17 protein-coding genes and 1 tRNA gene are annotated in these 26,219 nt (G+C 64.2%); 16 read left to right on the top strand and 2 right to left on the bottom strand.

Going from position 1 to position 26,219, the window contains the following annotated elements; genetic code table 11:
• Positions 1–91 precede the first annotated feature (91 nt).
• Entirely contained in the window at positions 92–1,150 is a 1,059-nt protein-coding gene (locus tag RPPS3_RS16875; protein WP_107345099.1) for a phosphotransferase, read from the top strand.
• A 352-nt stretch (positions 1,151–1,502) separates the two neighbouring features.
• Here the strand turns inward: RPPS3_RS16875 and RPPS3_RS16870 are convergent, their stop codons facing one another.
• Positions 1,503–2,288 (bottom strand): SDR family NAD(P)-dependent oxidoreductase, encoded by a 786-nt coding sequence (locus RPPS3_RS16870; protein ID WP_107346650.1) that lies wholly within the window; start codon positions 2,286–2,288, stop codon positions 1,503–1,505.
• A 156-nt stretch (positions 2,289–2,444) separates the two neighbouring features.
• Here RPPS3_RS16870 and RPPS3_RS16865 point away from each other — a divergent pair, with 156 nt between their 5' ends.
• Together RPPS3_RS16865 and RPPS3_RS16860 are read left to right on the top strand one after the other, a co-directional pair.
• Complete coding sequence (locus RPPS3_RS16865) at positions 2,445–3,200, top strand: histidine phosphatase family protein (protein WP_107345098.1); 756 nt, start codon at positions 2,445–2,447, stop codon at positions 3,198–3,200.
• Between the two features lie 146 nt (positions 3,201–3,346).
• The gene (locus RPPS3_RS16860) at positions 3,347–4,114 is read left to right on the top strand and encodes an SDR family NAD(P)-dependent oxidoreductase (protein WP_107345097.1); all 768 of its coding nucleotides are present in this window, start codon (positions 3,347–3,349) and stop codon (positions 4,112–4,114) included.
• Positions 4,115–4,239: 125 nt separating this feature from the next.
• Here RPPS3_RS16860 and RPPS3_RS16855 read toward each other — a convergent pair whose 3' ends face one another.
• Positions 4,240–5,463, bottom strand: coding sequence for a serine hydrolase domain-containing protein (locus RPPS3_RS16855; protein ID WP_107345096.1), 1,224 nt, complete (start codon positions 5,461–5,463; stop codon positions 4,240–4,242).
• Positions 5,464–5,648: 185 nt separating this feature from the next.
• Here RPPS3_RS16855 and tuf point away from each other — a divergent pair, with 185 nt between their 5' ends.
• The 13 genes from tuf (at position 5,649) to RPPS3_RS16785 (ending at position 26,195) form a co-directional block, all read left to right on the top strand.
• On the top strand, positions 5,649–6,839 hold the full coding sequence (tuf, locus tag RPPS3_RS16850) for an elongation factor Tu (RefSeq protein WP_107345079.1): 1,191 nt from the start codon (positions 5,649–5,651) through the stop codon (positions 6,837–6,839).
• Positions 6,840–7,367: 528 nt separating this feature from the next.
• Positions 7,368–7,443: transfer RNA gene (locus RPPS3_RS16840), tRNA-Trp, on the top strand.
• Positions 7,444–7,742: 299 nt separating this feature from the next.
• Positions 7,743–7,931 (top strand): preprotein translocase subunit SecE, encoded by a 189-nt coding sequence (secE, locus tag RPPS3_RS16835; RefSeq protein WP_012496665.1) that lies wholly within the window; start codon positions 7,743–7,745, stop codon positions 7,929–7,931.
• A gap of 16 nt (positions 7,932–7,947) precedes the next feature.
• Complete coding sequence (nusG, locus tag RPPS3_RS16830) at positions 7,948–8,478, top strand: transcription termination/antitermination protein NusG (protein ID WP_011158817.1); 531 nt, start codon at positions 7,948–7,950, stop codon at positions 8,476–8,478.
• A gap of 214 nt (positions 8,479–8,692) precedes the next feature.
• Complete coding sequence (rplK, locus tag RPPS3_RS16825; RefSeq protein ID WP_107345094.1) at positions 8,693–9,121, top strand: 50S ribosomal protein L11; 429 nt, start codon at positions 8,693–8,695, stop codon at positions 9,119–9,121.
• A 7-nt stretch (positions 9,122–9,128) separates the two neighbouring features.
• A complete protein-coding gene (gene rplA / locus RPPS3_RS16820; RefSeq protein ID WP_012496664.1) occupies positions 9,129–9,818 on the top strand; it encodes a 50S ribosomal protein L1 in 690 nt (229 codons plus the stop codon).
• Between the two features lie 100 nt (positions 9,819–9,918).
• Positions 9,919–10,869: a 2-hydroxyacid dehydrogenase gene (locus tag RPPS3_RS16815; RefSeq protein ID WP_107345093.1), complete on the top strand. Its 951-nt coding sequence runs from the start codon at positions 9,919–9,921 to the stop codon at positions 10,867–10,869.
• Between the two features lie 815 nt (positions 10,870–11,684).
• Entirely contained in the window at positions 11,685–12,203 is a 519-nt protein-coding gene (rplJ, locus tag RPPS3_RS16810) for a 50S ribosomal protein L10 (RefSeq protein WP_107345092.1), read from the top strand.
• Positions 12,204–12,258: 55 nt separating this feature from the next.
• Entirely contained in the window at positions 12,259–12,636 is a 378-nt protein-coding gene (gene rplL / locus RPPS3_RS16805; protein ID WP_107345091.1) for a 50S ribosomal protein L7/L12, read from the top strand.
• Positions 12,637–13,102: 466 nt separating this feature from the next.
• On the top strand, positions 13,103–17,227 hold the full coding sequence (rpoB, locus tag RPPS3_RS16800) for a DNA-directed RNA polymerase subunit beta (RefSeq protein WP_107345090.1): 4,125 nt from the start codon (positions 13,103–13,105) through the stop codon (positions 17,225–17,227).
• 141 nt (positions 17,228–17,368) lie between these two features.
• The gene (gene rpoC, locus RPPS3_RS16795; RefSeq protein ID WP_107346649.1) at positions 17,369–21,571 is read left to right on the top strand and encodes a DNA-directed RNA polymerase subunit beta'; all 4,203 of its coding nucleotides are present in this window, start codon (positions 17,369–17,371) and stop codon (positions 21,569–21,571) included.
• A gap of 302 nt (positions 21,572–21,873) precedes the next feature.
• Positions 21,874–23,937, top strand: coding sequence for an FAD-dependent oxidoreductase (locus RPPS3_RS16790; RefSeq protein WP_107345089.1), 2,064 nt, complete (start codon positions 21,874–21,876; stop codon positions 23,935–23,937).
• A 119-nt stretch (positions 23,938–24,056) separates the two neighbouring features.
• The gene (locus RPPS3_RS16785; protein ID WP_107345088.1) at positions 24,057–26,195 is read left to right on the top strand and encodes an ABC transporter ATP-binding protein; all 2,139 of its coding nucleotides are present in this window, start codon (positions 24,057–24,059) and stop codon (positions 26,193–26,195) included.
• Positions 26,196–26,219 lie beyond the last annotated feature (24 nt).

Below are 26,219 nucleotides of genomic sequence, written 5' to 3'. Positions count from 1 at the left end.
GATGGATACCCGGGTCAAGCCCGGGTATGACCATTTTGGGATTGTCGGAACGCGCGGCGCGTAACGCGCGAACAAGAACAAGGAGCGTCACTTGGTCGGGAAGCGAAACGACGACGATTACACCGGCACCAAGCCGGTCGAGGAGCGGCATCGGGTCGACGAGGCCCGCCTCGCCGAATGGATGCAGGTGAACGTCGAGGGCTATCAGGGCCCGCTCGAGGTTCAGCAATTCAGGGGCGGGCAGTCCAACCCGACCTATAAGCTCATCACCCCGAACCGTTCCTACGTGATGCGGCGCAAGCCGTTCGGCAAGCTGCTGCCGTCGGCGCACGCGGTCGATCGCGAATTCCGCGTCATCGCCGCCCTCGGCAAGCAAGGCTTCCCGGTCGCCAAGGCCTATGCGCTGTGCACCGACGACTCCGTGATCGGCGTGTCGTTCTACATCATGTCGATGGAAGAGGGCCGGGTGTTCTGGGATCCGACCCTGCCGACCCAGACGCCGGAGTCGCGCTGGGCGATCTTCAAGGCCAAGATCGAGACACTAGCGCAGCTGCACAGTTACGAGCCGGAAGCCATCGGCCTCGGCGACTTCGGCAAGCCCGGCAACTACTTCGCCCGCCAAGTCGACCGCTGGAGCAAGCAGTACAAGGCGTCGGTGGCCGAGCCCATCCCGGAGATGGAGCGGCTGATGGAGTGGCTGCCGAGCACTGTGCCGGTGCAGGAGCGGGTGTCGGTGGTGCACGGCGACTACCGGCTCGACAACATGATCTTCCACGCCACCGAGCCGCGGGTGCTGGCGGTGCTGGATTGGGAGCTGTCGACGCTCGGCGATCCGATGGCCGACTTCACCTATCTGCTGATGCAGTGGGCGATGCCGGGCCTCGCCGAAGCCGATCTCAAGGCGCTGAATATCCCCACGCTGGAGCAGGCTGCCGACATCTATTGCAAGGCCGCGGGCATCGCCGGCGTTCCGAACCTCAATTGGTATCTCGCCTATAACACCTTCCGCCTCGCCGGCATTCTGGCGGGCATCGCCGGCCGCGTCCGCGACGGCACCGCGGCCTCCGACAAGGCCAAGGAATCCGCCGCCCGCACCGTGCCGATGGCGGAGCTGGCGTGGGAATACGCCCAGAAGGCGGGCGCGAAGTAAGCGGCTTCGAGATTGAAAAAGGCGCGGTCCGCAAGGATCGCGCCTTTTCTGTTGCTCTCACCAACGTCATTCCGGGATGCACACCGAAGGTGTGCAGACCTGGAATCCGAGCTGACAAGAAACGACTGACGGCCAAGAGGAGAGTCCGGGGTCGCGCGTTACACGCGCGCCCCGGAATGACGAAATTGCGATCTTGATCTCAAAAAGGTCGTCATCGCCCGGCTTGACCGGGCGACCCAGTATCCCAGTGCGTCTTGGTCATCACGAACGCTCTGGAATACTGGATCCCCGCATGCGCGGGGATGACTTTCGTGTGTAGAGCGGTCCGCTCCGCTCCGCTCATCATCCGGTCTTAGATCGGCTTGCCCGCATAAGGCATCGACGCGGTGAGGCCGCCGTCGACCGGGAAGGCCTGGCCGTTGACGTAAGACGCTTCGTCGCTGAGCAGGAACAACCCCATGGTGGCGAGTTCGTGCGGTTGGCCGGCGCGCTTCAGCGGGTTGAGCTGGCCGATCTTGTGATCAGTGCCGCGCTGCTTGGCATTGTCGAAAACCGGCTTGGTCATGCCGGTCTCGATCAGGCCGGGGCAGACCGCGTTGATGCGCACGCCGGTGCCTGACAGCGAGTAGGCGGTGGTCTGCACCAGGCTGATCACGCCGGCTTTCGACGCCGCGTAGGGGTGGCCCGACGCGCCGCTCTTCAGGCCCGCGACCGAGGCGGTGCACACGATCGCGCCGTGTCCCTGTTTGATCAGATGCGGCATGGTGTGCTTGATCGCCAGGAACGGACCGATCAGGTTGACGCGCAGGATCTCCTGCCAGTGTTCCGGCGTCTGTTCGGGCAGCGGCACCAGCCCGCCGCTGATACCCGCATTGGCCCAGATGCCGTCGAGCTTGCCGTAAGCGGCGATCGCCTTGGCGACGAACCCCTTCACGTCGTCCTCGGAGCCTGCATCGGCCATCACCGCTTCGGCGGTGCCGCCCGCCTTGCGCACTTGCTCGACCGTCTCCTGCACGCCTTCGGTGCGATCGACCGCGATCAGTTGCGCGCCTTCCTTGGTGAACAGCAGCGATGCCGCGCGGCCGATGCCGCTGCCGGCGCCGGTGATGATGATGGATTTGCCTTCGAGGCGGCCCATGCGTTGCTCCCTGCTGATCGCTTCGGCGTTTGCCGTTTGACGGAATTGGAACGACGATCGTTCGATCGACATCGCGCGTTCGACACACAAGTGACTTGAGGCGATGCGAGGTCTGACGTACAGCGACTTGTGACCGGATTGAAAGGATTTTCTCGCATGACGAACGTGCCGCCGTCTTCCAACGACAAACCGTTCGTCGCCCAACATTCGGTGCCGGTCGGCGTCACCGCGACTCGGTGGTGGTGGGTGCGGCATGCACCGGTGCGCAGCGACGGCGGCAACATCTACGGCCAGATCGACATCGACTGCGACTGCAGCGATCGCGTAGTGTTCGATGCGGTCAGCCGGGTGCTGCCGCAGAACGCAGTGTGGTACGCGAGCAAGCTGAAGCGCACCCACATGACCGCGGAAGCGATCTTCGCCGCCGGTTTCCCGCGCCCCGACACCATCACGCAAGAGGCTGATCTCAACGAGCAGCATCTCGGTGATTGGCAAGGCACCAACCGTGCCGCGTTCTTCGCCAAGCTGCCGGTCAATCTCGACACCTTCTGGTTTGCGCCGATCGACGAGCGCGCGCCAAACGGCGAGAGCTTCATGGATCTGTACGAGCGCACCAAGCGCGCGATCGCGCGGATCACTGCCGCGCATCCGGGCGAAGACATCGTCGCGGTCGCGCACGGCGGTACCATCAAGGCCGCGATCGGCGTCGCGCTGCGCGATCAGCCGGAGCGGGGGCTGGCCTTCACCATCGACAACTGCTCGATCACCCGGCTTGATCACATGGCCTCGAACGGCCACGAGGGGTGGCGGATTCCGATGGTCAATCAGCAGCCGTGGATCGCCGATCCGTCGCACGCCGCGATGCACCAGCCCGCGGGCCCTGAATTGGCGACGCCGAGCAAGCTGGCCTAAGCACCATTGTCGAATCCAATCCATCCGTCATTGCGAGGAGCGAAGCGACGAAGCAATCCAGCGTCGTGCACGGACCTGGATTGCTTCGCTACGTTCGCAATGACGGATAAGTCATCCACTCACAACAATCACAACGGGAGAGAAACATGAACTTGTTCGACCTGAGCGGCAAAGTCGCCGTCATCACCGGCTCGTCGCGCGGCATCGGCAAGGCGATCGCCGAGCGGATGGCGGAGCATGGCGCCAAGGTGGTGATCTCGTCGCGCAAGCAGGATGCTTGTGACGCGGTCGCCAAGTCGATCAACGACAGCTATGGCGCCGGGACTGCGCTGGCGCTCGCCGCCAACATCTCCAGCAAGGACGACCTGAAGCGCCTCGCGCAGGAGGCGACTCAGAAACTCGGCAGGATCGACGCGCTGGTCTGCAACGCTGCGTCGAACCCGTATTACGGTCCGCAGGCCGGCATCAACGACGATCAGTTCCGCAAGATCCTCGACAACAACATCGTCGCCAACCACTGGCTGATCAGCGAAGTCGTGCCGCAGATGATTGAGCGCAAGGACGGGTCGATCACCATCGTGTCCTCGATCGGCGGCCTGAAGGGCTCGACCGTGATCGGCGCCTACTGCATCTCCAAGGCCGCCGACATGCAGCTCGCCCGCAACCTTGCCTGCGAGTACGGCGTGCACAACATTCGCGTCAATTGCATCGCGCCCGGCCTGATCAAGACCGACTTCGCCCGCGCGCTGTGGGAGAACCCCGAGACGCTGAAGCACTCCACCGCGCGCTCGCCGCTGCAGCGGATCGGTGAACCCGACGAAATCGCCGGCGCCGCCGTGTTCCTCGCCTCCAAGGCCGGCAGCTTCACCACCGGCCAGACCCTCGTGATCGACGGCGGCGCGACGATCAGCTGACCCTCTGGGTCATTCCGGGGCGCGCGAAGCGCGAACCCGGAATCCCGAGGTTATAGGAACGAGAGAGATTCCGGGTTCGCTCGCTGCGCGAGCGCCCCGGAATGACTCGGGGAGAGGGCGGCTAACTACTCCACCGCCGCATACACCAGATCCCGCACCAGGGTGCGGAAGTATTCGCGCTGGCCGGGGCCCTGCGACATGAACACCGCGAACAGCTGTTCGGCGGGGTCGATCCAGAAGAACGTGCCGGCGATGCCGCTCCAGTAGAACTGACCGACCGAGCCGGGGAAGGGCGAGATGCCCGGCTGGGTGCGGACCGCGAAGCCGAGGCCGAAGCCGTTGCCCGGCGGCAGGATGTAGTTGTCCGGCGGGATGTGCGGCTCGAGGTGATTGCTGGCCATCAGCTCGAGCGTCTTGCGGCCGATGATACGCTCGCCATCCAGGGTGCCGCCGTCGAGCAACATTTGGCAGAACCGCGCGTAGTCCATCGTGGTCGAGACCAGGCCGCCGCCGCCGGATTCCATCACCGGCTTTTCCAGCATGTTGAACAGCGCCACCGGATCGCCGGTCCACGGATCGGTCGGGAACGCCTCGGCGAGCCGGCCCTTGTTGTCGGCCGCGGTGTGGAAGCCGGTCTCGCTCATCTGCAGCGGCGCCAGGATGCGTTCGGTGAGGAACGCGCCGAGTGTCTTGCCGGCGACCACTTCGATCACCCGCCCAAGGATGTCGGTCGACCGGCTGTAATTCCACGCCGCGCCGGGCTGACACACCAGCGGCATCGAGGCGATCAGGGTGGCGTGTTCTTCGTTGGTGATCTTGCGGCTGCGGATCCGCGAGGCGCGGTACATTTTGTGGATCGGGCCGTCGCCGGTGTGGTCATAGGTGATACCCGAGGTGTGGCGCAGCAGGTCCTGGATGGTGATCGGGCGCTGCTGCGGCACCAGTTCGAGCTCGCCGCCGCGCACGATGCCGACGTTGGTATTCTCAAATTCGGGAATGAACTTCGAGAGCGGATCGTCGAGCAGCATCTGGCCGTCTTCGACCAGCTGCATGATGCCGATCGAGACGATCGGCTTGGTCATCGAGAAGATGCGGAAGATGCTGTCGCGGCGCATCGGTGCGTCGGAGCCGGGCGCCTGCCGGCCCAGCGCCTCGAACCAGCCGATCTTGCCCTTGCGCGACACCAGCACGGTGACGCCGGGGATGGTGCCCTTGTCGATCTCGCGCTTGAAGGCGTCCGACATCACCTGCAGCCGGCGCGGCGACAGCCCCAGGGTTTCTGGCTTGGCCTCCGGCAAAGCCGGGGTCTGCGGGGTGGGGGCGGAGGTTGCGGCGGCGGTCGCGGTCATGGCGTTTCCCGATTGCTGTTTTTGTTGTGGTCCGGCGCCGGTGTTCACACGGGTGTCATCCGGGCCTGCGGGGGCATTCCGCGCCAGATTGACCCATAAAATCCGGCTTGAACAGGGTGCTTTTCCGCAGTAACCAGCCGCGGTTTCGCCGCCTTCCAGGCTGGCGCCGACAAGGATGGAGAACGATGGCCAAAGCAAAGTTTGAACGTACGAAGCCGCATTGCAACATCGGGACGATCGGTCACGTCGACCATGGCAAGACGTCGCTGACTGCGGCGATCACCAAGGTTCTGGCGGAGACGGGCGGTGCGACGTTCACGGCCTATGACCAGATCGACAAGGCGCCTGAAGAGAAGGCGCGCGGCATCACGATTTCGACCGCGCACGTCGAGTACGAGACGCAGAACCGTCACTACGCGCACGTCGACTGCCCCGGCCACGCCGACTACGTGAAGAACATGATCACCGGTGCGGCGCAGATGGACGGCGCGATCCTGGTGGTGTCGGCGGCCGACGGCCCGATGCCGCAGACCCGCGAGCACATCCTGCTGGCCCGTCAGGTCGGCGTGCCGGCGCTGGTGGTGTTCCTGAACAAGTGCGACATGGTCGACGATCCGGAACTGCTCGAGCTGGTCGAGATGGAAGTGCGCGAGCTTCTGTCGAAGTACGACTTCCCGGGCGACGACATTCCGATCGTCAAGGGCTCGGCTCTCGCCGCGCTGGAGAACTCGGATCCGAAGCTGGGTCACGACGCGATCCTGGAGCTGATGCGCCAGGTCGACGCCTACATCCCGCAGCCGGAGCGTCCGATCGACCAGCCGTTCCTGATGCCGGTGGAAGACGTGTTCTCGATCTCGGGCCGCGGCACCGTGGTGACCGGCCGTGTCGAGCGCGGCATTCTGAAGGTCGGCGACGAAATCGAAATCGTCGGCATCCGCGACACGCAGAAGACCACCTGCACCGGCGTCGAAATGTTCCGCAAGCTGCTCGATCAGGGCCAGGCGGGCGACAACATCGGCGCGCTGCTGCGCGGCACCAAGCGTGAAGACGTCGAGCGTGGCCAGGTGCTGTGCAAGCCGGGTTCGGTGAAGCCGCACACCAAGTTCAAGGCCGAAGCCTACATTCTGACCAAGGAAGAGGGCGGCCGCCACACCCCGTTCTTCACCAACTACCGTCCGCAGTTCTACTTCCGCACCACCGACGTGACCGGTGTGGTGCACCTGCCGGAAGGCACCGAGATGGTGATGCCGGGCGACAACATCGCGATGGAAGTGCACCTGATCGTGCCGATCGCGATGGAAGAAAAGCTGCGCTTCGCCATCCGCGAAGGCGGCCGCACGGTGGGAGCAGGAGTGGTTGCTGCAATCATCGAATGATCGCAGCAAACGTTCCGTGCGCTCCAACCGCATCTATCATGCGCAAGTGCGATAAATCGCACTCGCGTGGGCGCAGGCGTCGTCGCCGCGATCATCGAGTAACAACTCGAGCGACGTGATGAGCTTGGGGAAGCCGCGCATACGCTTTGCCGTATGCGCGGCTTTTCTTTTCGCTTGGGCATGGCCGATGGCAGGCGAGGCGGCCTGTCCGGACCGGCCGCCGTGCAAAGGTTGCGGCTGCAGGGGCGGTCCTGGCTATCGCGCGCCGGATGGCCACTGCGTCGGTTTCCGCGAGCTCAACCGGGTGTGCGGCACCCCGCCGAGCCGCTGCGTTTTCGAGAATGCGCCGGGCACCGGCGCCAACCGGGAATGCGCGCTGGCGCGCCCGGCGCGGCCCGGATCGAAGCCGGCCGCAGAGCCCGCCCCCAACGCGGCAGTGGAATAGACCAAAGCCTAACCGCGCATCCCACTTGCCAGCAGGGGGGTGCCTATGCTTCAACCGGCGCGTTCGGCGGCGACGCCGGCCCTAGGAGTGTAGCTCAATTGGTAGAGCACCGGTCTCCAAAACCGGGGGTTGGGAGTTCGAGCCTCTCCACTCCTGCCAGGCGCGCTCCGTAAATCTGACAGCTGGTTGAAACTGAACGGCTTTTCTGTCTGCGGCGGGTTGCCGCGACGGTCCCGTGCGCGGCTCTGTCCACCGCCGCGCAGCTTGACGTTTTGCCGAACTCGCCATACAAGGCCTCACTCGCTGCCGGCCCGCTTCGACGGATTTCCGGCGCGGCTTTGATTTCCCGAAAATTGGGCCCGTTGTCGGCTCATCCCCGGCGAGGTTCGCCAGGGTTGGGTTCACCGGGGCTGTTCGGATTTCTGAAACACCCACATTCGACTGATCTGGATCACACGATGGCCTTCAGCCCGTTCAAATTCCTGCAGGAAGTGCGGAGCGAGACCGCCAAGGTGACCTGGCCGACCCGCCGCGAGACCTCGATCACCACGATCATGGTGTTCGTGATGGTGGCGCTGGCTTCGATCTTCTTTTTTGCCGCCGACCAGGTGATCAGCGTTCTGATCCGCCTGTTGCTCGGCGTTTGACGGCAGGCCCCTTACCATGAGCATGCGCTGGTATATCGTCCACGCCTATTCGAACTTCGAAAAGAAGGTCGCCGAATCGATCAAGGAGCAGGCCAAGCAACGCGGCCTGGAAGATCTGTTCGAGCAGGTGCTGGTGCCGACCGAGAAGGTCACCGAGGTGCGCCGCGGCCGCAAGGTCGACGCCGAGCGCAAGTTCTTCCCGGGCTACGTGCTGGTGAAGATGAACCTCACCGACGAAGCCTTCCACCTGATCAAGAACACCCCGAAGGTCACCGGCTTCCTCGGCGCCGAGAACAAGCCGATGCCGATCTCGGAGTCCGAGGCGATGCGCATCCTGCACCAGGTGCAGGAAGGCGTGGAGCGCCCGAAGGCGTCGGTGTCGTTCGAGATCGGCGAGAACGTCCGCGTCGCCGACGGCCCGTTCGCGTCGTTCTCCGGCGTGGTCGAGGAAATCGACGAAGCGCGTTCGCGCGTGAAGGTCGCGGTGTCGATCTTCGGCCGCGCGACCCCGGTCGAACTGGAATTCGGTCAGGTCGAGAAGGTCTGATCGTTACTGTCATTGCCGGGCTTGACCCGGCAATCCATCCGCTTCGTTTGAAGAGGGATGGATGCCCGGATCAAGTCCGGGCATGACGGGAGTGAGCGGGGCTTGCGTCTTGCTCAAAAGCGACGTGGGAGGCGTGCCGGTGATCGCCAGTCATCGGAAAGCGCCCCACCACGGAACCTGAAACCGCCGGTTCGCCGGCAACAGGAGAGTTGGTATGGCAAAGAAAGTGACCGGATACCTGAAGTTGCAGGTGCCGGCCGGAGCGGCGAACCCGTCGCCTCCGATCGGTCCCGCGCTTGGTCAGCGCGGCCTCAACATCATGGAGTTCTGCAAGGCGTTCAACGCGCAGACCCAGAAGGAAGAGAAGAACACGCCGATTCCGGTGGTGATCACGATCTACGCCGATCGTTCGTTCACCTTCGAGATGAAGACCCCACCGATGTCCTACTTCCTCAAGCAGGCGGCCAAGATCCAGTCCGGCTCCAAGGCGCCGGGCCGTGACTTCGTCGGCAAGGTGACCTCCGCGCAGGTGCGCGAGATCGCCGAGAAGAAGATGAAGGATCTCAATTGCGACACCGTCGATTCGGCCATGCGTATGGTCGAGGGCTCTGCCCGTTCGATGGGCCTGCGGGTCGAGGGGTAAGGCGAACATGGCAATCGGTAAGCGTCTGAAGAAGATCCGGGAAGGCATCGACCGCACCAAGCTGTATCCGCTCGACGAAGCGGTGAAGCTGGTCAAGGAGCGCGCCATCTCGAAGTTCGACGAGACCATCGAGGTCGCGATCAACCTCGGCGTCGATCCGCGTCACGCTGACCAGATGGTCCGCGGCGTGGTCATGCTGCCGAACGGCACCGGCCGCACCGTGCGCGTCGGCGTGTTCGCGCGTGGCGCCAAGGCTGACGAAGCCAAGGCTGCGGGCGCCGACGTGGTCGGCGCGGAAGATCTGGTGGAGCAGGTTCAGGCCGGCAACATCAACTTCGACCGCTGCATCGCGACCCCGGACATGATGCCCCTGGTTGGCCGCCTCGGTAAGGTGCTCGGCCCGCGTGGCATGATGCCGAACCCGAAGATCGGCACGGTGACCATGGACGTCGCCGGCGCGGTCAAGGGTGCCAAGGGCGGTTCGGTCGAGTTCCGCGTCGAGAAGGCCGGTATCATCCAGGCCGGCGTCGGCAAGGCCTCGTTCGATGCCGACAAGCTGGTGGAGAACATCAAGGCGCTCGCGGACGCGGTCAATAAGGCCAAGCCGACCGGCGCCAAGGGTACCTACATTCAGCGCGTCGCGGTGTCCTCGACCATGGGCCCGGGCGTGAAGGTCGAGCCGGGCACCGTCCACTAAGTCCGTTGCCCGGACGATGACGATTTGAAGAGGGCGGACGGGGCAACCCGTTCGCCCTTTTTGTTTGCTCGCAAAACAACAAAAAACGGGAGGGGCAGAAATGGCCGACAAGGTTCTGGTGGCGTCGCGGTTTGGGCGGTCGATGCTGGGGAGATTTGCCGAGCGGTTCGAGCTTCTGGAGACCGCCGGCAAGCCGGCGGATCAGGTGTTCAGTGCCGCCGAGCTCGCCGATGTCCGCGCGCTGCTGACGATGGGCGGCCAGCCGCTCGGCCGTGAGACTTTCGACATGCTGCCGGCGCTCGGCGCGGTGGTCTGCTACGGCACCGGCTATGACGGCGTCGACCTGAAGGCGGCCGCCGAGCGCGGCATCGTGGTCGGCAACAGCCCGGCAGCGAATGCCTCCGCGGTCGCCGATCTGGCGCTGGCGCTGCTGTTGGCGCTGATGCGGCGGGTGCTGCCGGCCGACGCCTATGTGCGGGCTGGGGGCTGGTCCGGCGCCAAGCCGTCGCCGATGCTGAAGCCGCCGCGCGGACTGACCGGCGCCAAGGTCGGGGTCTATGGTATCGGCGAGATAGGCCGCAAGATTGCCGCCCGTGTCGCCGGCTTCGAGACCGAGGTCGCCTATCACAGCCGCAGCCGCCACGACGTGCCTTACACCTATATCGGCAGCCTCACCGAACTGGTGGAGTGGTGCGACGTGCTGCTGGTCGCGGTCCGCGCCGGCCCGGATACCGAGAACATCATCGATGCCGGCATGCTGAAGCGGCTCGGGCCGAGCGGTGTCGTGGTCAACATCTCGCGCGGTTCGGTGATCGATCAGCCGGCGCTGATCGCCGCTCTGGCCGATGGCACGATTGCCGGGGCCGGCCTCGACGTGTTCGCGCAGGAGCCGTACGCGCCCGATGCGCTGGCCGAGTTTCCGAACGTGGTGCTGACGCCGCATATCGGCGGCCACACCCAGGAAGCCCACCGTGCGATGCAGGACTGCGTCATCGCCAATCTGGCGGCGTTCTTCGCGGGGCAGGCACTGCCGAATCCGGTGCAGGGGTAACACTTACCGGCCCAGGTCACGCCGACAGGTTGGGAACTGCCGCCAGATCTGCAGCCGAACCCGCAACGCCGACAAGGACATGGTCACCCCGGCTCATCGTCTCGCTGAAGATGAGCGGGCGGGCCGGCGCCTCTTGTCGGACCGCTGAGTCGGTCGACCGGAAGGCTTGCGCGGCCCGGCTCGATCCGGCAAGATTCACCTCGTCGCTGCCGCCGCGGCCCCCTTGAGTGGGCCCCTATGCCAAAATCGTGCCGATTGGCGAAGTTTGCTCTTGGCAAGCGCATTAAGACTCGCTAAACACCCCGCTCCGGGCGTGCCGGCTGTGGTTGGCGCGCCCGTGCGCGCATTCCAATGACTTGATCGATAGGAGACTGTTCCTTCAACTCATCCACCCGGATCGCTGAAGGATGCAGAACACTGTCGCTCGATCGGAATGCGGGCAGGGATCGGAAAGGTCGATAGGCCGGCTCGCCGGACTATTTGCCAGAACGATCTTGGTCCTGTCCAAGACTGCAGGCGCCGAAGCGGAAGCTTACGTTTCCTCAAAGGCTTAATCATACGGCCTGCATAGACGGGTGAAGACCGGATTTTGTGTCCCAACGCTACGGGCGTCGGGATGCGGATAGGGTTCGAACCTCGACACCCCGTTCGGGCGAAGGCGATCAGCCGGAGCCGGTTCGGGAGGGCAGGCAATTCACGATCGTCTCGCCCTACGTGTCCTTGGAGGCTTGTGCCTCGGGGTCGGGTTGGAGCGGGACGGTGGGTGCAACCCGGTGGTCCTGCTCGTAGGGACCGCCAACCGGAGAGAGCTTGCTGTGGAAAGAGCGGCAAAAAAAGAGGCGGTCGAATCGCTGAATGGTCTGTTCCAGACCACCAGCGTCGCGATCGTCGCTCACTATTCCGGCCTCACCGTTGCCCAGATGCAGAAGCTGCGCCAGCAGATGAAGCAGGCGGGCGCCTCGGTGAAGGTTTCGAAGAACCGTCTCGCCAAAATTGCTCTTGAAGGCACCGACGTCGCAGCCATCGGCTCCCTGCTGAAGGGGCCGACTGTGATCGCTACATCCAGCGATCCGGTGGCGGCGCCGAAAGTTGCCGTCGAATTCGCCAAGGCGAACGAGAAGTTCGTCATTCTCGGCGGTTCGATGGGCACAACCGTCCTGAACGTCGATGGCGTCAAGGCTCTTGCCTCGCTGCCGTCGCTCGATGAACTGCGCGCCAAGCTGGTCGGCCTCGTCCAGGCCCCGGCGACCAAGATCGCGCAGGTCACCACCGCTCCGGCTGCGAAGCTGGCCCGCGTGGTTCAGGCCTATGCCTCCAAAAGCGAAGCGGCCTGACGCTTCACTCCCAATCAACCCTGGTTCGAACTGATACCCGTAAGGAACTGATTCAATGGCTGATCTGCAGAAGATTGTTGACGACCTCTCGAGCCTCACCGTGCTCGAAGCCGCTGAGCTCGCCAAGATGCTCGAAGAGAAGTGGGGCGTCTCGGCCGCTGCGGCCGTCGCGGTTGCCGCTGCTCCGGGCGCCGGTGGCGCCGCCGCTCCGGCGGAAGAGAAGACCGACTTCACCGTTGTCCTGGCCTCGGCCGGCGACAAGAAGATCGAGGTGATCAAGGAAGTCCGCGCCATCACCGGCCTGGGCCTCAAGGAAGCCAAGGATCTGGTCGAAGGCGCTCCGAAGCCGCTCAAGGAAGGCGTCAACAAGGAAGAAGCCGACAAGATCAAGGCCCAGCTCGAGAAGGCTGGCGCCAAGGTCGAGCTCAAGTAAGCCGATCGGTTTGGCCGGGCCCGGGTCTCCCCGGGTCCGGCACGATCGCGGTTCGGGCCCTCGGGTCCGGGCGGCAACGGCGAGGCGGGCTGCGGTGTGCCCGGACGAGCCGTCACAGGAATGTGTGGAAAGACGCGGGGACAACCCCTCGAATCTCCACATTGCCGTCCCATATTGGTCCGGCAGCACGAAAGCGCAGGCGCGAGGACGTGGTAATGTGTCCGCGCAGCCTCTGGGAGAATCGGCAATTTCGGGCTTTTTCGGTCTGTGACGATGAGGTTTTCGACGGGCGGGTGCGGCAGCGCCCCGCGCGTCATTTTGCGTTCGGAATTAGTGCTGAGCCGACTTAGGATTTAGTTCCTGAAATCTGGCTCCTGAATTTCGGATGTTCGGTATTCAACCCGGGGGCGAGGCGGCTCGCGCTCCGGAAGGTTCGCCCCACCGGGCGACGAAACGAGAGGCCACGATGGCGCAGCAGACGTTCACCGGTCGCAAACGCGTTCGCAAGTTTTTCGGTCACATCCGGGAAGTCGCGGAGATGCCGAACCTCATCGAGGTTCAGAAGGCGTCTTACGACCAGTTCCTGATGGTCGCCGAACCTCCCGGAGGACGTCCAGACGAGGGTCTGCAGGCGGTGTTCCGGTCGGTTTTCCCGATTTCGGACTTCTCCAACGCCTCGATGCTCGAATTCGTTCGCTACGAATTCGAGCCGCCGAAGTACGACGTCGATGAGTGCCGCCAGCGCGGCATGACCTATGCTGCGCCCCTGAAGGTGACGCTGCGCCTCATCGTGTTCGATATCGACGAGGAAACCGGCGCCCGCTCCGTGAAGGACATCAAGGAGCAGGATGTCTACATGGGCGACATCCCGCTGATGACGATGAACGGTACCTTCATCGTCAACGGTACCGAGCGCGTCATCGTCTCGCAGATGCACCGGTCGCCGGGCGTGTTCTTCGACCACGACAAGGGCAAGACCCACTCGTCGGGCAAGCTGCTGTTCGCCGCCCGCATCATCCCGTATCGCGGTTCCTGGCTCGACATCGAGTTCGACGCCAAGGACATCGTCTATGCGCGTATCGACCGTCGCCGCAAGCTGCCGGTGACGTCGCTGATGTTCGCCCTCGGCCTCGATGGCGAAGAGATCCTGTCGACCTTCTACAACAAGATCCTCTACAAGCGGACCAAAGAAGGCTGGCGTGTGCCGTTCGACGTCAACCGCTTCCGCGGCTACTCGACCGTCAACGACCTGATCGACGCCGACACCGGCAAGGTCGTGCTCGAGGCCGGCAAGAAGCTGACCGTGCGTGCCGCCCGCCAGCTGCAGGAAAAGGGCCTCAAGGCGCTGCGGATGTCCGACGAGGAACTCGTCGGCAATTACCTGGCCGAAGACCTGGTCAACCCGAAGACGGGTGAAATCTATGCGGAAGCCGGTGAGGAGATCACCGACAAGACGCTGAAGATGCTGAACGAGCAGGGCTACAAGGAACTGCCGCTGCTCGACATCGACCATGTCAACGTCGGCCCGTACATCCGCAACACGCTGAACGCCGATAAGAACATGACGCGTGAAGACGCGCTGTTCGACATCTACCGGGTGATGCGCCCGGGCGAGCCGCCGACTCTCGAGTCCGCGCAGAACATGTTCCAGTCGCTGTTCTTCGACGCCGAGCGCTACGACCTGTCGGCCGTGGGTCGCGTCAAGATGAACATGCGCCTCGACCTCGATGCGCCCGATACCCATCGCACGCTGCGCAAGGAAGACATCCTGGCGGTGATCAAGACCCTGGTCGGCCTGCGGGACGGCAAGGGCGAGATCGACGACATCGACCACCTCGGCAACCGCCGTGTGCGCTCGGTCGGCGAGCTGATGGAGAACCAGTACCGCATCGGCCTGCTCCGCATGGAGCGCGCCATCAAGGAGCGGATGAGCTCGGTCGACATCGACACCGTGATGCCGCAGGACCTGATCAACGCCAAGCCGGCGGCGGCGGCGGTGCGCGAGTTCTTCGGCTCGTCGCAGCTCTCGCAGTTCATGGACCAGACCAACCCGCTGTCGGAAATCACCCACAAGCGGCGTCTGTCGGCGCTCGGCCCGGGCGGTCTGACCCGCGAGCGTGCCGGCTTCGAAGTCCGCGACGTGCATCCGACCCACTACGGTCGTATCTGCCCGATCGAGACGCCGGAAGGTCCGAACATCGGTCTGATCAACTCGCTGGCGACCTTCGCCCGCGTGAACAAATACGGCTTCGTCGAGACCCCGTACCGCAGGGTCAAGGAAGGCCGCGTCACCGACGAGGTGGTGTATCTGTCGGCGATGGAAGAGGGCCGCTACGCGGTCGCTCAGGCCAACGTGTCGCTCGACGCCAAGGGCAAGTTCACCGACGATCTGGTGGTCTGCCGCGCCGGTGGCACTCGCGACGTCGTTCCGATGCCGGCCGACCAGGTCGACTACATGGACGTGTCGCCGAAGCAGCTGGTTTCGGTCGCCGCGGCGCTGATCCCGTTCCTCGAGAACGACGACGCCAACCGCGCGCTGATGGGCTCGAACATGCAGCGCCAGGCGGTGCCGCTGGTTCGCGCCGAGGCGCCGTTCGTCGGCACCGGCATGGAAGGCGTGGTCGCCCGTGACTCGGGCGCGGCGATCGCCGCGCGCCGCACCGGCGTGATCGACCAGATCGACGCGACCCGCGTCGTTATCCGCGCCACCGAGGATCTCGATCCGACCAAGTCGGGCGTCGATATCTATCGGCTGATGAAGTACCAGCGCTCGAACCAGTCGACCTGCATCAACCAGCGTCCGCTGGTGAAGGTCGGTGACCACGTCAAGAAGGGCGACATCATCGCCGACGGTCCGTCGACCGATCTCGGTGAGCTCGCGCTCGGCCGCAACGTGCTCGTCGCGTTCATGCCGTGGAACGGCTACAACTTCGAAGACTCGATCCTGCTCTCCGAGCGGATCGTGAAGGAAGACGTCTTCACTTCGATCCACATCGAAGAGTTCGAAGTGATGGCCCGCGATACCAAGCTGGGTCCGGAGGAAATCACGCGCGATATTCCGAACGTGTCGGAAGAAGCGCTGAAGAACCTCGACGAAGCCGGCATCGTCTACATCGGCGCCGAAGTCCGCGCCGGCGACATCCTGGTCGGCAAGATCACGCCGAAGGGCGAAAGCCCGATGACGCCGGAAGAGAAGCTGCTGCGCGCCATCTTCGGTGAAAAGGCTTCGGACGTTCGCGACACCTCGCTGCGGGTGCCGCCGGGCGTGCAGGGCACCATCGTCGAAGTCCGCGTGTTCAACCGCCACGGCGTCGACAAGGACGAGCGTGCGCTGGCGATCGAGCGGGAAGAGATCGAGCGGCTCGCCAAGGACCGCGACGACGAGCAGGCGATTCTCGACCGTAACGTCTACGGCCGTCTCGCCGACCTGCTCGACGGCCGCCAGGGCATCGCCGGTCCGAAGGGCTTCAAGAAGGACACCAAGATCACCCGCGCGGAGCTCGAGGAGTATCCGAAGTCGCAGTGGTGGCTGTTCGCGGCGCCGAACGACAAGCTGATGGCCGAAATCGAGGCCATGCGGAAGCAGTACGACGAGTCGAAGAAGGGCCTCGAGCAGCGCTTCCTCGACAAGGTCGAGAAGCTGCAGCGCGGCGACGAACTTCCGCCCGGCGTGATGAAGATGGTCAAGGTCTTTGTCGCGGTGAAGCGCAAGATCCAGCCGGGCGACAAGATGGCCGGCCGCCACGGCAACAAGGGTGTTGTGTCGAAGATCGTTCCGATCGAGGACATGCCGTTCCTCGAGGACGGCACTCACGCCGACATCGTGCTGAACCCGCTCGGCGTGCCGAGCCGCATGAACGTCGGTCAGATCCTCGAGACGCATCTCGGCTGGGCGTGCGCGGGCCTCGGCAAGCGCATCGGCCAGACCATCGACACCTACTACCAGAGCCAGGATCTCAAGCCGCTGCGCGAGACCCTGAAGAAGATCTACGGCGAGGACGAGACCATCAAGTCGCTCGACGATGGTGAGCTGCTCGAACTCGGCCGCAATCTCAGCCACGGCGTGCCGATTGCCACCCCGGTGTTCGACGGCGCCAAGGAGACCGACATCGAAGAGATGCTGAAGCTCGCGGGCTTCGACGCTTCGGGTCAGTCGACCGTGTACGACGGCCGCACCGGCGATCAGTTCGATCGTCGTGTCACCGTCGGCTACATCTACATGCTGAAGCTGCATCACCTCGTGGACGACAAGATCCACGCCCGGTCGATCGGTCCGTACTCGCTCGTCACCCAGCAGCCGTTGGGTGGTAAGGCGCAGTTCGGCGGCCAGCGCTTCGGCGAAATGGAGGTGTGGGCGCTCGAAGCTTACGGCGCGGCCTACACGCTGCAGGAAATGCTGACGGTGAAGTCGGACGACGTCGCCGGCCGCACCAAGGTGTACGAGGCGATCGTGCGCGGCGACGACACGTTCGAGGCCGGTATCCCGGAATCGTTCAACGTGCTCGTCAAGGAAATGCGCTCGCTCGGCCTCAACGTCGACCTGCACAACTCCAAGCTGGCGGCACCGCCTCCGGCCGAGGCTGCCGAGTAACTCAATGCGTCGAGCCCGGCGGCGTGCGCTTTGCGCCGGCCGCCGGGTGTCTCCGCCGCGCCAGCGTCACGCGCGCGACGGGGAGTGCCTCTGGAATTCCGATTTTGCGGCTGGTGACGACCGGCACGCGAGGAGATGGCGATGAACCAGGAAATTATGAATCTGTTCAATCCGACGACGCCGGCTCAGGTCTTTGACCAGATCCGGATCTCGATCGCGTCGCCGGAGAAGATTCTGTCGTGGTCGTACGGCGAGATCAAGAAGCCGGAAACGATCAACTACCGTACCTTCAAGCCCGAGCGCGACGGCCTGTTCTGCGCCCGCATCTTCGGGCCGATCAAGGACTACGAGTGCTTGTGCGGCAAGTACAAGCGCATGAAGTACAAGGGCATCATCTGCGAGAAGTGCTCGGTCGAAGTGACTCTCAGCCGCGTCCGTCGCGAGCGCATGGGCCACATCGAGCTGGCCGCGCCGGTCGCCCACATCTGGTTCCTGAAGTCCTTGCCGTCGCGTATCGGGCAGCTGCTCGACATGACGCTGAAGGACCTCGAGCGCATCCTGTACTTCGAATACTACGTGGTGCTGGAGCCGGGCCTCACCGACCTCAAGGAGCGTCAGCTCCTGTCGGAGGAGGAGTACCTGCGCGCCCAGGATCAGTACGGTCAGGACAGCTTCACCGCCATGATCGGCGCGGAAGCGATCCGCGAACTGCTCAAGGGCCTGGAACTCGAAAAGATCGACGCGCAGCTGCGCGCCGAGATGGCCGAGACCGACTCCGACATCAAGCACAAGAAGCTCGCCAAGCGGCTGAAGATCGTCGAAGCGTTCCGCTATTCCGGCAACAAGCCGGAGTGGATGATCCTCACGGTCGTGCCGGTGATCCCGCCGGATCTGCGCCCGCTGGTGCCGCTCGACGGCGGCCGGTTCGCGACTTCGGACCTCAACGACCTGTATCGCCGCGTCATCAACCGTAACAACCGCTTGAAGCGGCTGATGGAGCTGCGCGCGCCGGACATCATCATCCGCAACGAAAAGCGCATGCTGCAGGAAGCTGTGGACGCGCTGTTCGACAACGGCCGCCGCGGCCGCGTCATCACCGGCGCCAACAAGCGCCCGCTGAAGTCGCTCGCCGACATGCTGAAGGGCAAGCAGGGCCGGTTCCGTCAGAACCTGCTCGGCAAGCGCGTCGACTATTCGGGCCGTTCGGTGATCGTGGTCGGTCCCGAGCTCAAGCTGCATCAGTGCGGCCTGCCGAAGAAAATGGCGCTCGAACTGTTCAAGCCGTTCATCTACTCGCGGCTCGACGCCAAGGGTCTGTCGACCACCGTCAAGCAGGCCAAGAAGCTGGTGGAGAAGGAGCGGCCGGAGGTTTGGGACATCCTCGATGAGGTGATCCGCGAACATCCGGTGCTGCTGAACCGCGCGCCGACGCTGCATCGTCTCGGCATTCAGGCGTTCGAGCCGGTGCTGATCGAAGGCAAGGCGATCCAGCTGCATCCGCTGGTGTGCTCGGCGTTCAACGCCGACTTCGACGGCGACCAGATGGCCGTGCACGTTCCGCTGTCGCTCGAAGCGCAGCTGGAAGCGCGCGTGCTGATGATGTCGACCAACAACATCCTGCATCCGGCGAACGGCCAGCCGATCATCGTGCCGTCGCAGGACATCGTGCTCGGCCTGTACTACCTGTCGATCATGCGGGAAGGGCTGCCGGGCGAGGGCAAGGTGTTTGCCGACCTCGCCGAGCTCGAGCACGCGCTGTACTCGAAGGTCATCCACCTTCACACCAAGATCAAGTATCGCTGGCATTGGGTGAACGAGGAAGGCCAGAACACGGTTCGTCTGCTGGAGACCACCGCGGGCCGCATCCTGCTCGGTCAGGTGCTGCCGAAGTCGCCGAAGCTGCCGTTCGACGTCATCAACAAGCTGATGACCAAGCGCGAGATCTCCGGCGTCATCGACCAAGTCTATCGTCACTGCGGTCAGAAGGAGACGGTGATCTTCTGCGACCGGATCATGGCGCTCGGCTTCTTCAACGCGTTCAAGGCCGGCATCTCGTTCGGCAAGGACGACATGGTCGTGCCGGGTTCGAAGTGGAAGATCGTCGACTCGACCCGTACGCTGGCGAAGGATTTCGAGCAGCAGTACAACGACGGCCTCATCACCCACGGCGAGAAGTACAACAAGGTGGTCGACGCCTGGTCGAAGGCCACCGAAGAAATCGCCAAGGAGATGATGAAGGAGATCTCCGCGGTTCGGAAGGCGCCGGACGGCTCCGAACAGCAGGTCAACTCGATCTACATGATGGCCCACTCTGGTGCGCGTGGTTCGCCCGCGCAGATGCGTCAGCTCGCCGGTATGCGCGGCCTGATGGCCAAGCCGTCGGGTGAAATCATCGAGACGCCGATCATCTCGAACTTCAAGGAAGGTCTGTCGGTTCTCGAGTACTTCAACTCGACCCACGGCGCCCGTAAGGGTCTGGCCGACACCGCGCTGAAGACCGCGAACTCGGGTTACCTGACCCGTCGTCTTGTCGACGTGGCGCAGGACTGCATCATCACGCAGGCCGACTGCGGCACCTCGCTCGGCATCAAGATGCGGGCGATCGTCGACGCCGGCACCGTGGTCGCTTCGCTGGGCAGCCGTATCCTCGGCCGCACTGCGGGCGAGGACGTGCGCGACCCGGCCACCAACGAGATCATCGTCAAGCGCGGTGATCTGATGGAGGAGCGGGACGTCGAGGCGATCCACCAGGCCGGCGTTCAGGAAGTGAAGATCCGCTCGGCACTGACCTGCGAGCTGGTCAACGGCATCTGCGGCAAGTGCTACGGGCGCGATCTCGCCCGCGGTACCCCGGTCAACCACGGCGAAGCGGTCGGCGTGATCGCGGCGCAGTCGATCGGCGAGCCGGGCACGCAGCTGACGATGCGTACCTTCCACATCGGCGGTGCGGCGCAGATCAACGAGCAGTCGGTGATCGAGTCGAACTTCGAGGGCAAGATCGTCATCAAGAACCGCGCCATCGCCCGCAACGGCGAAGGCCACAATGTTGCGATGGTCCGCAACATGGTGATCGCGATCGTCGATCCGGACGGCTCCGAGCGTGCGACCCATCGCATCCAGTACGGCGCGCGCGTGCACGTCGACGAGGGCGATATGGTCAAGCGCGGCCAGCGTATCGCCGAGTGGGATCCGTACACCCGTCCGATCCTCACCGAGGTCGAGGGTACCATCGACTTCGAGGATCTGATCGAGGATCAGTCGATCTCCGAAACGCTCGACGAGTCGACCGGTATCGCCAAGCGTATCGTTATCGACTGGCGCTCGACCCGCGGTGGCGCGGATCTGCGTCCGGCGATCGTGATCAAGGGCAAGGACGGCAAGGTGCTGAAGCTGGCGCGCGGCGGTGACGCCCGCTACATGCTGTCGGTCGACGCCATTCTGTCGGTCGACGTCGGCGCCCAGGTCAAGCCCGGCGACATCCTCGCGCGTATCTCGACCGAGAGCGCCAAGACCCGCGACATCACCGGCGGTCTGCCGCGGGTGGCGGAGCTGTTCGAGGCGCGGCGGCCGAAGGATGCGGCGATCATCGCCGAGATCGCCGGCACCATCCGGTTCGGTCGCGACTACAAGAACAAGCGCCGGCTCTCGATCGAGCCGCTCGACAAGAACGAGGAAGCGCGCGAGTACCTGATCCCGAAGGGCAAGCACATCCACTTGCAGGACGGCGACGTCGTCGAAAAGGGCGACTTCATCGTCGAGGGCAATCCGGCACCGCACGACATCCTGGCGATCAAGGGCATCGAAGAACTCGCGGCCTATCTCGTCAACGAAATCCAGGAGGTCTATCGACTCCAGGGCGTGTTGATCAACGACAAGCACATCGAGGTGATCGTTCGCCAGATGCTGCAGAAGATCGAGATCACCGACCAGGGCGATACCGACATGATCTCGGGCGAGCAGGTCGACAAGATCGAGTTCAACGCGGTCAACGCCAAGGCGGTCGAAGAGGGCAAGAAGCCGGCAACCGGCAATCCGGTCCTGCTCGGCATCACCAAGGCGAGCTTGCAGACCCGCTCGTTCTTCTCGGCGGCGTCGTTCCAGGAGACCACCCGGGTGCTCACCGAAGCCGCGGTCAACGGCAAGGTGGATCCGCTGGAAGGCCTCAAGGAAAACGTCATCGTCGGCCGGCTGATCCCGGCGGGTACTGGCGCCTCGATGGCCAAGATCCGCGAAGTGGCGATGAAGCGCGATCGTCTGATCCTCGACGAGCGCGAGAAGCAGGCGGCGATCGTTCCGGCCGCTGCGCCGGAAGCCGAACCGCTGTCGCTGCCGCCGGCAGAGTAACGTTCGCTTCTGCCATTCAATCCTGGGAAGGGCCGGCCTTGTGCCGGCCTTTCTCATATCTGGGCCGCATTCCGGGCCTTTTGCCGCCACCTTACGGGTTGTTCATCTTCCCTTCAGGTGAAAGGCGCCTTGCTGTATGCCGAACGACGGGAATCCGGCACAGGGGCGCCGTTTCGCCGTCAAAACCAGCCCCAAGTCGCTGAAGTCACGCTGATTTTCTCGGAGAATCACGCCTCGACCGATGGCGCGGAGCAGAGACACGCTGCGTGGCGATCGATGCCGCGGGATGTTGAAAGAGCACCATGTTTGACCTTGCAATCGTAGGTGGCGGCCCGGGCGGTCTGATGAGCGCCTGGTATCTCAAACGAAAGCTCGGGGGCCTGTGCAAGGTCACCATCTTCGAGGCCTCCGATCGGCTCGGCGGCAAGATCGTCACCCAGAAATTCGAGACCGCGCCGGCGATGTACGAGGCCGGCGTCGCCGAACTCTACGATTACTCGATGACCGGCCCGGATCCGCTGCGGGAACTGGTGCAGCACTTCGGCCTGCAGACCATCCCGATGGATGCCGAGCAGGTGCAGCTCGACGGCGAGCTGCTCAACGACGTGCCGGGCATGCGCAAGAAGTACGGCGACAAGACCGCCGAGGCGATCGTCGCGTTTCGCAAGAAGTGCACCGAGCAGATGACGCCGACCCAGTATTACGAAGGCGTCGGCGCGCACGACAACGAACATCCCTGGGCCTGGACCAATTGCGAGCAGCTGCTCGACAAGGAAGTCGAGGACTCCACCGCCAAGCGCTTCTTCAAGGTGATGGCGAAGTCCGACATCGCCACCGAGAGCCACAACACCAACGGCCTCAACGCGCTCAAGAACTTCGTGATGGATATCGACGGCTATATCGGCCTGTATTCGATCCAGAATGGCAACGAGCAGCTGATCGAGTGCCTGCGCTCGGAGATCGACGCCGACATCCAGTTCAATCATCGCGTCCTCAAGGTCGGCAAGACCGAGAGCGGCCGCTATGAGCTGAACATGATGAACGGCAAGGGGCCGGAGACGCGCGACTTCGATCTCGTGCTGATGTGCCTGCCGCACAACTGGCTCGCCACGCTGAGCTGGGGCAACGAGCAGCTGCGCAAGGCGATGGTCAAGCACGTCGCCTATTTCGATCGCCCGGCGCACTACCTGCGGATCTCGATGCTGTTCGATTCCCCGTTCTGGGGCGACAAGATCCCGGGCTCGTGGTTCATGTCAGAAGCGTTCGGCGGCTGCTGCGTCTACAACGAAGGCTCGCGCCACGACGTCGGCAAATACGGCGTGCTCAACTTCCTGATCGCCGGTTCGGACGCGCTGGCGTTCTCGAACCTGACCGACAAGGAGCTGATCGAGCTGGCGCTGAAGTCGCTGCCGGCCGAGCTCGGCGACGTCCGCGGGCATTTCCTCGAAGGCAAGACCCACCGCTGGCTGTCGTCGGTGAACTGCATCCCCGGCGGCCTGCCGGTGCGCGACGTCATGACCAACCATCGCCCCGAGCCGAAGAACCATCCGGGCTTCGTCATCGTCGGTGACTATCTGTTCGACTCGACGCTGAACGGTCTGCTCGACTCTTCGGACGCCGCCACCGACATCATCGTCACCGAAACGATGAAGCTGCGCCGTGCCCGCGCCCAGGACGGCAAGCCGGTCTCCGACAAGATCGACCGCGACTATTTCGAGAACTATCGCAACCAGGGCCCGTATCGCGAGGTCTGGAGCCGGTTCACCGATCCGGACTATCTGATCCAGACCATCAAGACGGTGTGGGACAAGCCGGGCGGCTACAAGCTGCTGGTCGCGGGCTCTGCCAGCGGCGAGCTGGTTGGCGCGCTGCGCGAGCGCGGCATCGATGCTTACGGCGTCGAGAACAACCGCTACGTCCACGGCAAGACGCCGGAGGCGCTGAAGCCTTACAACAAGCTCGGTTCGGTCGCCGAACTGCCTTTCGAAGACGAAGAGTTCGACTTCGTGTTCGAAACCAGCCTGTGCCACCTCGCCGAGAACCGCGTCGTCAAGGCGATCCGCGAGCTGCACCGCGTTGCGCGCACCGGCGTGATCTTCGGCTCGGTCACCAGCGACATGGATCCGGGCGTGATCGACCGCTACGACCTGCTGCGCGGCGTCAAGAAGCTCGGCACCTGGTGGGAATGGTCGGAGCTGTTCTTCAACAACGGCTTCGACCTGTCGGTGCATCGCAACGATTGCGGCGACGCGCTGTGGGAGCTGGCGGTGAAGGCGGGCAGGGGCCCGGGCCAGTGGTACAGCGACGCCGACAGCCTGCGCTATTCGTTCTTCGACAAGGTCGACGACGAGGGTGACGACGACTGAGCCAAGGTCGTCGCGGACGGCTCGCGTTCGCTTCAGCAGATCCGGCGCCGTGGCTTTGAACGAGTCACGGCGTCGCTTATTGTAGTCGTGCGGTCCGGCCACCTAGCGGTTTTCAATTCATGGCGCGTAAGCCCAATCCTCCCGTCACCCCGGACTCTCCGCCAGGCGACAAGTCCGCCGTCACGCCGCCGGCCGATGCCGCCACCGGCAGTCCTGCGCCGGGCAGTGAAGGCACCGCCGCCCCGGCTTCGCCGCTCGACGAGAAGTTCGCGCTTCCGGTCGGCGCCGCAGCGCCGGTGGTGCCGACCACCAAGCCCCCGGTGAAGCAGCTGATCGCCGACAAGGTCCCGGCCGCTCCCGCGGCCGGCGCCAAAGCCGCCGCGGACGACGGCGACGAGGACGATGAGGACGACGACGAGGAGGATGACGACGACGACGATGAGGACGAGGAACTCGTCGTCTTCACCGCGCGCGAGGCCGCCGGCGCATTCGCGACGGTCGCCGGCTTCATCCGGCCGGTCGTTGCCAACTACAAGAAGATGCTGGCGTTCGTGGTGTTCGGCGTGGTCGTCGAAACGCTGTTCAACGTCATCATGCCGCTCAGCCTGAAGTTCCTGATCGACGACGCGCTCGGCGAGGAGGACTTCCACGAACTCTACAAGATCCTGTCGATCCTCGGCGTCGCCGGCGTCATCACCTCGATCATCGCGGTGTGGTACGAGCGCTGGGATGCGCGGCTGTCCGCGGCGGTGATCTCCGACGTCCGCACCCGGCTGTTCGAACACGTCCAGCGCCTGCCGGCCGGGTATTTCGCCCGCACCAAGCGCGGCGAGATCCTGTCGCGGTTCTCGATCGACATGGCGGCGTTCTCGCGGGTGGTCGAAATCCTCGCCAACACTGCGCTGCTGCCGTTCCTCGAATTGGTCGCCGGCGTCGTCCTGATGCTGTTCCTGAACTGGCAGCTCGCAGTGTTGGCGCTCTTGATCTTCCCGATCACGCTGATCGGGCCGCGCATCCTGACGCCGAAGGCGGTGCAGGCGAACTACGAGCAGAAGGTGCAGGAGGCCGGACTGCTCGGCCTGGTGCAGGAGAACGTCGGCGCGCAGGCGGTCGTCAAGGCGTTCAGCCTGCAGCGCAAGATGTTCGGCTTCTTCTCGCTGCGCAATCAGGCGACGCGGCAGAAGATGGCGCAGGCCACCTTCCTGACCTCGATGGTCGAACGCAGCGTCACCGTCGCGGTGCTGATGCTGCATTTGATGGTGCTGGCGCTCGGCGCCTATCTGGCGACCACCGGTCAGATCACCGTCGGCACCTTCGTCACCTTCGAGAGTGCATTCTGGGAGGTGTCGTACAACATCGCCCATCTGATGCAGTTCATCCCGGTGTCGATCCAGGCGGCCGCCGCGGTGCGCCACATGCAGGAGCTGCTCGACGAGAAGACCCCGATCGCCGACAAGCCGGGCGCTGCCGAGATGCCGCGCATCGTCGACAACATCGCGTTCGAGCGGGTGTCGTTCGCCTATGAGGGCGCCGAGCAGCCGGTGATCGACAATCTCAGCCTGAAGCTGAAGGCCGGCAAGACCATCGCGATCGTCGGCCCGAGCGGCTCGGGCAAGAGCACGCTGCTCAACATGGTGCTGCGGCTGTACGACCCGACCGAAGGCCGGGTCTCAGTCGACGGCGTCGACATCCGCAACGTCACGCTGGATTCGCTGCGCCGGAGCATGGCCGTGGTGTTCCAGGAGAACATGCTGTTCAACATGTCGATCCGCGACAACATCCGGCTCGGAAAGGAAGGCGCGACCGACGCCGAGGTCGAGCAGGCCGCCAAGAAGGCGGAGATCCACCGCTTCATCATGAGCCTGCCGCAGAAGTACGACACCGTGGTCGGCGAGCGCGGCGACACGCTGTCCGGCGGCCAGCGCCAGCGCATCGCGATCGCCCGCGCGGTTGTCCGCGATCCCTCGGTGCTGCTGCTCGACGAGGCGACTTCGGCGCTCGACCAGACCACCGAGGCGGCGATCAACAAGACGCTGATGAAGCTGGCGCGCGGCCGCACCATGATCTTCTCGACCCACCGCCTGACCTCGGTGGTCGACATGGACGAGATCGTCGTCGTTTCCGGCGGGCAGGCGATCGAGCGCGGCTCGCACAAGGAGCTGCTCGCCAAGAATGGTGTGTATCGCAAGCTGTGGGACGACCAGGAACGCCACGGCGCCGGCGATGATGACGACGATGAGGATGACGACGACGAGTGAGGAGCGGGCGGCCCGCCCGCGGGA

The organism is Rhodopseudomonas palustris, from assembly GCF_003031265.1.
Taxonomy (GTDB): Bacteria; Pseudomonadota; Alphaproteobacteria; order Rhizobiales; family Xanthobacteraceae; genus Rhodopseudomonas; species Rhodopseudomonas palustris_H.
Note: the sequence above shows the minus strand (reverse complement) of the source record. Positions and strands in the feature narration are given on the sequence as shown.